Source organism: Streptomyces cadmiisoli (assembly GCF_003261055.1).
GTDB classification, from domain to species: Bacteria; Actinomycetota; Actinomycetes; order Streptomycetales; family Streptomycetaceae; genus Streptomyces; species Streptomyces cadmiisoli.
This window is the reverse complement of record NZ_CP030073.1, coordinates 1,851,555-1,861,480: the sequence shown is the minus strand read 5'-3', so window position 1 is coordinate 1,861,480 and position 9,926 is coordinate 1,851,555. Positions and strand designations below refer to the sequence as shown.

Annotated in this window: 6 protein-coding genes and 1 pseudogene; 1 reads left to right on the top strand and 6 read right to left on the bottom strand. The window is 68.9% G+C overall.

The annotated features are described in order from the left end of the window. Both DN051_RS07735 and DN051_RS07730 read right to left on the bottom strand, forming a co-directional pair. Positions 1-816, bottom strand: coding sequence for a hypothetical protein (locus tag DN051_RS07735; protein ID WP_162624886.1), 816 nt, complete (start codon positions 814-816; stop codon positions 1-3). Next, on the bottom strand, positions 813-2,345 hold the full coding sequence (locus tag DN051_RS07730; protein ID WP_112438354.1) for a CBS domain-containing protein: 1,533 nt from the start codon (positions 2,343-2,345) through the stop codon (positions 813-815). The genes DN051_RS07735 and DN051_RS07730 overlap by 4 nt, the downstream gene beginning before the upstream one ends. A 900-nt stretch (positions 2,346-3,245) precedes the next feature. On the opposite strand from DN051_RS07730, the gene DN051_RS07725 reads away from it, so the two are divergent. Continuing rightward, positions 3,246-4,142 carry a DUF5655 domain-containing protein gene (locus tag DN051_RS07725; RefSeq protein ID WP_162624885.1) on the top strand — a complete coding sequence of 299 codons (897 nt, stop codon included), beginning with the start codon at positions 3,246-3,248 and terminating at the stop codon, positions 4,140-4,142. A 179-nt stretch (positions 4,143-4,321) separates the two neighbouring features. Here the strand turns inward: DN051_RS07725 and DN051_RS47770 are convergent. From DN051_RS47770 to DN051_RS07705, 4 genes and pseudogenes are all read right to left on the bottom strand, one after another. Next, positions 4,322-5,682: pseudogene (locus tag DN051_RS47770) on the bottom strand (SPDY domain-containing protein). Between the two features lie 66 nt (positions 5,683-5,748). Continuing rightward, positions 5,749-6,867 carry a DnaB-like helicase N-terminal domain-containing protein gene (locus DN051_RS07715; protein ID WP_112438353.1) on the bottom strand — a complete coding sequence of 373 codons (1,119 nt, stop codon included), beginning with the start codon at positions 6,865-6,867 and terminating at the stop codon, positions 5,749-5,751. After that, entirely contained in the window at positions 6,867-8,138 is a 1,272-nt protein-coding gene (locus DN051_RS07710) for a DNA cytosine methyltransferase (RefSeq protein ID WP_112438352.1), read from the bottom strand. The genes DN051_RS07715 and DN051_RS07710 overlap by 1 nt, the downstream gene beginning before the upstream one ends. Further along, entirely contained in the window at positions 8,135-9,925 is a 1,791-nt protein-coding gene (locus tag DN051_RS07705) for a type IV secretory system conjugative DNA transfer family protein (protein ID WP_112438351.1), read from the bottom strand. Before DN051_RS07705 ends, DN051_RS07710 begins: the two co-directional genes overlap by 4 nt. Position 9,926: the final 1 nt, after the last annotated feature.

The window sequence follows — 9,926 nt, the reverse complement described above, 5'->3', positions numbered from 1 at the left end:
TCAGGTGGCTGGGGCGGAGTCCGGGAGCATGCCGTGGCCCGTAGCCTCAGGCTGCTCCGGAGTCTCGGATGGGAGTGGCGCATCGTGGTGCGGCAAGGCCGCCACTCCCAGGGCGGCCAGTTCCTGGAGCATTTCCCGGGCTGCCTGGGCACGGATGTGCAGCCTGTACAGGACGTTGGTGGCGTACGTGCCGCCCTCTTCGTCACTGGTCGCGCGGACGAATCCGCGCTGCTCGAGATGCGTGAACGCCCTCTTCACCAGCGCGTAGGTCGCCGACCGCGGAGTCCTGTCCTTGTCCGTACGACCGGTGGGGTTGCGGCGCAGGTAGGCCCGCCACAATCCCTCCAGTCCGGGGCTGCCGGCCGGCGGGTCGGTGTCCTCGTCGGCGGCTGCGGCACGGCGCTCAAGGACGGTCGCATAGGCCCTAACGTCTTCGTCGACCTTCTGCACCGAGACCCGGGCGACGTGCTCGTCGTCGTCCAAGTCCTCCGGACGAGGGAAGGCCCGCGACGCGATGGCCAGGTGGGCGAGCAGGTACAGCGGCCGGTTCTCTGCATTCGGCACGAGGTCGGTGACCGAGACGGCGAAGTCCGTCTCGGTCGTGGTTGCCAGGACCAGCCCCGCCTGCGGGTGCACCTCCTGGACCGTGAGGTCAAAACCCTGCGCGACCTTCCGCACCAGCTGGGCGAAGTCCGGTTCCGTATCGAACCGCCGCACGAGGCGGGCATTCTCTCCAGAACGCGCTGGGGACTTGCCGCGTGTCATAGCCAGAGCCACCATCCGGGCTGCTGCGGCAACATCGTCGTACTGCGTCATGCGCTCGGCTCCAGATCGTCATTCGTGGCGCGGGGAACAAACTCTGGTGAAAGGGGCGGTTGCGTTTCGGAGGTCGGTTCGCCCATGGCCGGCAACAGCAGGAAGTCGCTGCCACCGAAAACCGGGTCGTCCAACTCAGTCCCGTCGTCCACGACAACGACGGCTTCCTCACTTCGCGCCAGCTCGGCGACCGGGACATGCCGAAACCGATGCGCGGTCTCCATAGCCAGCAGATGGTCGGTGTCGTCACCAGGCCCTCTGCCCTCGCCCCACTCGCGGGCACGCTCGAGCAACCGAGACAGTCGCACGCCCTCCCCGGGGACAGCCGAAAGCAGCCTGTCCACCCATGCATGCTGCGCGTCGTCGAACCTCGGTGGATCGGACGTGACTTCCCAGTCGTCCGGTGCGCCCACCGCGACCCGCTCAACCTCGGCCTGATCCGGCATCCGTGTGAGGACCTCGAAGTAGTCCGGCAGGTACATCACCCGCGGACGGACCGGACCCAGCACCCCGCGCACGAACGCCTCCAGGGGCCGCTCGCTGTCCTCGATACTCAGCTCGAGCGCCGGCTCCAGGAGCTGGCTGCGCAGGTGTACCCGTACATGGACCACGGGAGGTACGAAGATCTGCCGGTCCTGCTGGTGCCGGAACTCAGGAACCACTCTGAGCAGCATGTCGACGAGCATCAAGTGCCGCTGCAGACAATCCTGGATCAGCGCATCCAGAGCCTCCAGCTGCTGCCGCTTGTGTTCCTCTTCCGTGACCTCGAGCAGCTGTGCCACCTGCGCCTTCAGCTGAGTCTCCGCCCGAGACCTCTCCTCAACGTGCTCCTGCGCCTCCTTCAACGGGCCGTCGAGATCCGCCTCCCAGTCGATGGCCCGTACGTTGCGTTTCATCTCCTCCGTGCGGTCCAGTAGTTCCTTCGCGTACCGGATGCTCTGCACATGGGCGGTGCGGGCGGCCTGCCACGCCTCACCGATCCGCGCGCGCTTTAGCAACGCGGCCAACTTGGCCTCCGCCGCGATCTGCTCGGACGCGATGTCCACATCGACCGCATGGACGAGCACGGTGATGGCCGCATCAGTAACTGTCAGCGCAGCCTGCCCGGCTTCGTCCGGCACGTCTTTGAGGATTTGGAACGGAAACTCCCTGACGACGAAGCCGTCGCCTGTCACGCTGCCGATCTCGTGTCGAAAGCACCGGTCGTGTCTCTCGGTGTTGATCATCCGCTCCACCAGCCAGCGCGCGACTTCCTGATACTCGGTACCCGCCCGCCCCGGAACTTGGAGCGCCGCAGACTCAGCTACCTGTTCCACGACGGCTTCCTGTCGAACTGCCGTCCGCGCCCCTATCCGTAACGTCACGAAGTCAATGGTTGCCAGGGCGAGTTCGGCCAGCCGGTACCCCTCCCAGCCCCGCTCCCGCTTCGCCGGACTGTCGTCGAGCGCCAATAGTGGCCGCACCACGGCCAGCGCCTTCATCCGCGACGTGATGCTCTCGTACGCCGCAGCTGACTCGCCAAAGAACACTGAGAGCCTCCCAACACCATTTGCTCGACCGGAAATTCACGCTAGGACACGGCACTGACAATGCTTCGGAGGCGAACGTATGGACGATTAATTTCGGCTGTTGTCTCCGTTGGCGGCATGATCAGGAGACCCGAAACCGATACACCGCCCCGTAAGGCTGGCGGCCTTGAGCCCCTCGCTTGCTTGAACCGGTCAACGAGGAGCGGATCGGCACCTGCTGAGTGTCGAGCGAGGTCCCTCGCAGGTCAGAGGAGGGGCTGGCTCAGTGCATCTCGCAGACGATGCGACTTGCGCCCAGGCGCATGGCGCGACCGTGGCGTTCGGCCCCGCAGTGCGGACTTGCTTGAACATGAGAACCACTCGGCCTAAAGGAGGTCAGAACCCGAGCGTCGAGATGGTTCGGAAGCTTCGCGATGAAATCGCTGCCTGCTTCGTCCTGGCCGGGGCGGGCGTTTAATCACCGCGCTCTGACCGCAGCGCCTAGAGCTTTGTCTCGCTTTGATTTGATCAAGGGGGATTGCCTGCCGAATTCACGTTCCGGTCGATCTGCTACAAAGTCGCGATTCTCCTCGCGCTCAGCTATTGAACGCATGGGTCGCCCTTGCAAAATTCGACAACAGTGATCATTTGCGGCACTGTGTGAGATCCGGAAAGTCCTTGGAAGGTGCGTGCTCTATCCGCTGAGCTGTGGGGGCTGACCTGCGTAAACCCGGCTTCCGGGCGCTGTCTCCCGGGTCGCGGGGGTTGCATGGGGAAACGCTTCCCGGTGACCGGGGGACGCGAGGGTCCCCGATCGGACCGTACGTAGGGTCTCACGCTATCTTCACGCCCCCGAAGCCTCTCGCGGAAACAAACGCGCGCCTCATCGGCGTTGGTGCTCTCCGAGCCGAGGAGGGGAAGGTGTCGGGCCTGAAGCTGTTCCGCACGGACACGACGAATAGCGGCATGACCGAGGTCATGCCGCGTCTTGCTGAGATCGAGGCCGATGTGCAGGGTCTCGTCGAGGCGCACATGGAGACGCTGCTGGGCGTCCGGTTCCTGGCGAGCGAGTACGGCACCGGGCCGGTGCACGGGGGCCGGATCGACTCGCTCGGGCTGGACGAGAACGGATCGCCGGTCATCGTGGAGTACAAGCGCGGTGTCGACGCCGGCGTCATCAACCAGGGGTTGTTCTACCTCTCGTGGCTGATGGACCACCGGGCGGAGTTCGAGCACCTGGTCCGCGACCGGCTCGGGGTGACGGCCGCGTCCCAGGTCCTGTGGAGCGGCCCGCGCCTGATCTGCATCGCCGGCGACTTCACCCGCTACGACGCGCATGCCGTGCGTGAGCACCGGAGGTCGATCGACCTGGTCCGCTACCGACTCTTCGGCAGGGACCTGCTCGGGCTTGAGACCGTGGCCTCCGTGAGCGGCAGCGGGGAGGTGGCCCGCCGGGCACAGCGCGGGGCGGTTGCTCGGGCGGCGGCCGATGTCCAGGGCGCGGCGATGGTGGAGTTGGCGGGCGCAGTCGACGAGGTCCTGCTCGGGCTCGGGGACGGCGTGAACCGGGTTGAGCGCAAGACCTACCGGGCGTATCAGCGGCTGCGGAACTTCGCCTGCCTGTGCCCGCCGCAGCGCAGCAAGCTGCTGGTCTACCTGAAGGTCGACCCGAAGGAGGTCGACCTTGTTCCGGGCTTCACCCGGGACGTGTCCGGTCTCGGTCACCACGGGACGGGTGATCTGGAGGTGCAGCTCCGTACGCCGAGGGACGTGGAGCGGGCGCAGGATCTGTTCCGGGCAAGCTACGCGGCGGCATGATCGGAGGCCACCGCCTGCTTCCTGGCGGGCTGCGCTTCGTGTCGTGTCTGCGGTCGTGGGCGAGGGCCTTTCGACGTCCGGGCAGGGAGTGGCGGTGGACTATCTATGGTGCGCGGGATCGCCGGTTTGGCCAACCGGCGATCCCGCGCAATGTTGCCCCGCCTCGTGTGGGCCGATGATCAGCGTGAACGGCTGGCGGATCGGCCGGCCGTGACCGCCGGAGCCGCCGGCGCACTGGCGGCGAGGCGGGTCCTGTGCTCGGGGCCCAGCTGGGCCTGGCGCGTGCCGGTCTCATGGGCGAGGGACCCAGAGAGACCCGCCAGCAGTGAACTCGGGGTGTACGGGGACGCGCTGATGGCCCAGGTGGGCCGGTCCGGACCAGGGCCGGCCCAGATGGTCCAGGTGGCCGACTCGCGTGTTGTGCGGCGAAGGCGTCGAACTGGACGCCCGCGTCCCCGTCGGGGGCCGTCCAGCGGATCCATCGCCTGTCCACGGTGTGCTTCCATCCGGCGTCGGAGAGCGGCTGGGTGGCCGAGGTGACCATCTTCTCGTCCACCGGGGCGCCGATGACCGTGTCCCAGCCGTCGCCGTTGGCGAGGTGGATCAGCAGATCCTGCAGCACCGGGGCGGGGGTGGCGCCGGTCGCGGTGAGGACCCACATGCGGTCGGAGACGGGTGTCTCGTAGGCGGCTACGGTCCATGCGGTCTCGTGGGCGGGGGTTTCGTGGACGCGCTCGATACGCAGGGTCTGCGACTCGTGGATGGCGTGCGTCGTGTCATCCGACCAGGTCCGCCACTTCCCGAACTCGCCGTGTGTGTCGAGGAAGGTGTCGAGGAGGGCGTCGTGGTCGCCGGCATCGGCCAGGTAGACGGGGACGGTCTCCGGCTCCGGACGTGAGGGTTCGGGCTTGGTTGTGGTGACGTCGAAGACGGAACGGGCTTCGATGGCGGCGCGTTCGGTGTCGGTCAGGGGTGCTGGGCCGGGGCGCATCTCGGCTGCGTGGGCCTTCTCGAAGGCGAGGAGGGCCTGGGCGGGTGAGTCGAAGGTGTCGGCGACCTGGCGCAGGTGGTCCTCGCCGTGCAGGTAAACGCACTTGCCGCCTGGGTGGAGGTATGTGCCGACCGCGACGGTGGTGTGGCCGTCGTGGGCGTGGGCGTGGATGAGGAGCTGGCCGTGGCGGATGTCGTCGTGGATCTTCTGCGCCTGGTTGGAGACCTCGCGGATTTCGCTCCGGGTGCACCAGGGCATCGGGTAGTTCGCCCAGGTCCATTCCTCGTCGATGGCCTCCTGGAGCCGAGGGGTGATCTCGACGGTGATGCCTTCGGCGATCAGGTGCTTGGCGGCGTCAGCGGCCCAGTAGGGCTCCTCGTGATCGATGCGGGCCAGGACCAGGATGTTGTCGGCGGCGGCGCTCCAGTCGGCAGCCTCCAGAGCCATGAGAGCGACGTGGGCCTGGCTGCCGGTTAGGACGGCCTGCACGGCGCTCGGGTGAGTGGGGTGGGTGTCGAGGCGGACGTGGGCGTCGATGGCGGGAGTCATGTGGGGGTCTCGTCTCTTCTGCCGGTGCCCGGGCCTTGGGGTCCGGCCACCGGTGTACGCGGGGGGCTATCGGGTTGCTCGTGTGGACCGGGTGACGTGCGCGACCGTGGTGGTCGGCGGGCCGGCGCGGGTGGTGGGCGCCGGTCGCCGCCGCTGTGTCGGGGTGGCTCCGGTGGCGTGCTGCCAGCGGGTGCGGACGGCGGCGATGTCGGCGAGGGCACGGCGGGCGCCGACGACGAGCTGGAACGGGGTGTTCGCCGGGTCACCTGCGTACGCCTCGATCAGCCGACCAGTGCGCTCAGCCGTGGCTAGGAGAGAGCGCTGCAGGGCGCGCTCGCCCCAGTGCTCGACGGAACCGGCCGGTTCGGCCAGCAGGCGGAGGATCTCGCCTGGTTCACTGCCGTCGTCCAGCAGGCCGCGCTGCTGGGCTTCCCACAGAACCGTGACGGGGTCGACGGGCTCGCGGCGGCGGGCCAGGGCGGTCAGGCACTGCCACAGGCCGGCGTGCAGTGGCAGGGTGAGGTCGTCGGGGAGCAGCCACCGGATGGCTTCGATGTCGGAGGGGTAGGCCGTGGCGGTGGCGAGCAGTATCTGCTCCTCCTCGACGGCCTCTGCGGGGTCGGGGGCGGCGGGCGGCGGCGGTGCCGTGGTGCGGGGCAGTACGCCTGCGCGTGGCGGGAAGCGGTTGGCGATGTCGTCCACTACCGCGGCGAGCGCATCGGCCTCGGCGAGAACCGTCTGGACGGGGTGCGGGAGGGAGACGTCGTGGACGGTGTGGACGAGGCGTTCGGCGGCCGTCAGCAGGCGGCGGCGGGCGTGCTCGGCCTCGACCATCCGGGCGTAGGCGGGGGCGTGGCTGGGCCAGGGGCAGACCTGGACGAGGGTGTGCAGGTAGGAGGCGGTGAGTCCGCGCGCCTGCTCCCGGCCTGTGGCGAGCACGCGGTCGAGCCACTTGGTGTTCTTCGCGTGCTCGGCGGGGTCGGGCGGCGGCAGGGAGGTGATCGCGGCGTACAAGGTGGCGTGCGCGGCGGTGGAGAACGAGTCGGCGGCGATGCCGGTCACGTTGCTGAGACGGTGCGGATCGAGGAGGAGGGCCCCGAGCAGGGCCTGCTCCACGTGGAACACCGGCTGGGGCGGTGCGATGGCGTCGAGGTCGTCTTCGTCGGGTTCGGGGGCGTGGGGCATCAGACGGCGAGGGTGAAGTCGTCGGGGTGGAGGGTGACGCCGAGGTGTGGGGCGAGGAGGTGGCCGGCGAGCAGCGGGGGCACGGCGTTGCCGATCTGGGAGAACTGCTGGCCCTTGTTGCCGGCCCAGGGATAGTCGGCGGGGAAGGTCTGCAGGATGCCTGCCTCGCGGGCGGTGATCCGGATCGGCTCGGGAACCGCTGGCGCGTCGACATCCATGGCCGGCGGTGAGGCGGGCTCGGCGATCCAAGTGCACTCGTTCGCGCGGTGCCCGAAGAACAGCGTGCCGGCCGGCTCGGACAGTGGACGGACGGTGGCGTTTGCCTGGTTGTTGCTGCGCAGGGACCAGGACCAGCGGTGGGCCTCAGCGGTGAACGTCGGCGTCGGAGCGTCGGCGGCCCGGTTCTCGCGGGTGCCGTGCCGGGCCGCCCATCCGGCGCCTTCACGACGGGACTGCAGGACCACTCCGTCCGGCCGGGGCATCCAGGTGCCGCGCTCACGGGCGTCGGACAGCGTCTTGCGGGAGCCCGAGGGGAACGGTTCGGGTCCGCCGCCGGGTCCACCGCCCGCGCAGACGGTGGGGACGGGCCGGTCGGTTGCGCCCCATCCCAGGGCCTCGGCCATGCTGACCCAGCGGGCGCGGCCCGGACCGAACAGCGACTCCGGTTCGGCGAATTGGGAGTGCGTGGGGGTAGGAGGCTGCGCCGTACGGACGCGGGAGGCCAGGAGTATCGCCCGCTTCCTGGTCTGCGGGACGCCGAAGTCGGCCGCGTTGAGGATCCCGTACCAGACGGAGAACCCCCACCCGCGCAGGACGGCCGCGTACTGCTTCCACAAGGGCAGGACGTGCGGCACTTCCTCCATGGCGACCCAGTCGGGCTCGCCGACCGTGTTCAGGGCGTACAGATAGCGCATCGGCTCGGCTGCGAGCAGGGAGCGCTCGTCACGGCATGCGGCGAGGAGGCGTTCGCGGGAGTCGCGTCCGGCGGCCAGGTCCTCGACCGCCGCGTGCACCAGCGGCTGGTCGAGCAGGCCGAGGCGTTTGCCGGCCATGCTCCACGCCTGGCACGGAGGGGAAGCGATCATTCCGCGGGTGCGGCCGATGAAGGGCCAGGTCGGATACATTGCCACGTCGGTGCGGATCGTCAACTGCCCAGCCGCAGCCCGGGTCTTGCACGCCCACTCGTCCCATTCCAGCCCGATGTCGCGCACGCCGAGGACGTGCAGTGCCCTGCTCCAGCCGCCCGGCCCCGCGAAGAGGTCGAGTATCACGTGGCCAGCCCCAAGTCGGACTGTGTCGGCGCGTGCTTCGCCACGGCGCGGGCGGTGATCGCCTGCGAGGCGCGGGCGGACGCCGCGGACAGCTCCTCCGCGCCGGGCTCCCGGTACCACGGCCGAAGGTCGAGCATGGCGGCGCGCATGCCGGTGGCGAAGCAGAGCGCGGTTCCCTTGGGCAGGGCTCGGATCGCGTCGGCGGGCAAGATCCGCTCCTGCCGCATCGACACCGACGTGCTCTTTCCGGACTCTGAGTGCGAGGTGGACGTGGTCTCCACGTCGTGGTCACCGATCAGGCGGCTGAGCTTGTCCGCGAAGTCCGGGTCGTCAATACCGCTGCCGATCACCTTGACAGTCGAGGCGGACCACATGGCGTCCATGCCCGCGTCTCCCCAGACCTTCTGGCCCTGGCGGTAGGACTGCAGGATCGTGATCGGGATGATCCCGCGGCTGCCGAGGTGGGAGTACAGGTCTGGCAAGTCGCTGATCTTGCACACGTTGGCGGCCTCGTCGAGGATCGCCAGCATGGGCGGATCCAGGCGTCCGCCGGCACGTTCGGCCTGCGCGGTCGCGGCCCGCATCACCGAGTCCGCGCACGCGGCGATCAGCGCCGAGGCTCCGCCGCCACCGTCCTTGCTGAGTAGGAACAGCGTGTCGGTGGACGTGACGAACTGCTCCGGCCGGAATTCCGGGACGTCCTTCTGCGGCGTCACCCACCCAGCGATTTCCGCGTTCAGGAGCGCGGAGGCGTATTGCCGGGCTGTCTCGTAGATACCGTCCCTCGTTTCCGGGGGGCCTTCGATGGTGCCCTTGAGCTGAGCGGCGACGGCGGCGAAGTCGTGGTCGCGCAGGATGTCCAGCGGAGTGCGGTCGGCGGGGAAGGCGAGCCACTGCATGATGTCGGTGATGGGCCGCTCGTCGAGTGCCGCGGCCAAGAGCAGCTGGGACAAGATGTTGCTGCCGGCCTTCGACCAGAAGTCGCCCTGCTGGGAGGCGTCCACCGAGGCCGCGAGGAAGTGTCCGGCCAGACGGTTCGCCCCGTCCAAGGTGGTCGCGCTGGCGAGAGGGTTCCACCACATCTCGCGGGCGGCATGCGCGATCTGCTGTGGATCCATGGTCCACACCGCCCCCACCCGGGCCCTTGCCTCGTAGGCGGTGGTGAAGGCGTCGCCGGCAGCCTTGTTCGACGTCAGCAGGACCGGGCCGGGTGCGCCGAGCATGGACGGGATGGCGAGCGAGGTGGTCTTGCCGGACCGGGGCGCCATGATCGCGACGGCGACGTCCTCGAACCCCATCCGTACCTCGTGGCGGCTGCCCTGCAGGTTGCCGAGAAGGATGCCGGTGTCCTTCGCGTCGATGTGCTTGCTGTCCTTCAGGCTGGGGCGCAGGGAGCGGGCTTTGTCGGTGATCGCCTTGGCCATCAGCGGCTCGATGTCCCGGGCCTTGGCCATGTCGGTGATCTTCTTCCGGCTGCCGCTTCGGTTGTTGTGCCGGGCCCACAGGACGCCAGCCCCTGCCCCGAGAGCGAGGAGCAGGAGAACGGGGACGATGCGGGCACCGATCAGCAGGGACGTTTCTCCTGCGTCGGACCAGACCTGCTCGGGGCGGAGCAGGGCGTTGGTCGGCTGGTAGGGGGCCCAGCTGGTGCCGGTGAGGTAGGCGGTGATGTTGCCGGACAGCCAGGCCAGGTGGGACAGGGGGACGACGACGGCGAGCACCCCAAGGAGGAGGCGCAGGAAGAGGTCGTATCCGTCGGTGTTGCTGCTGGAGGAGGAAGGGGGCAAG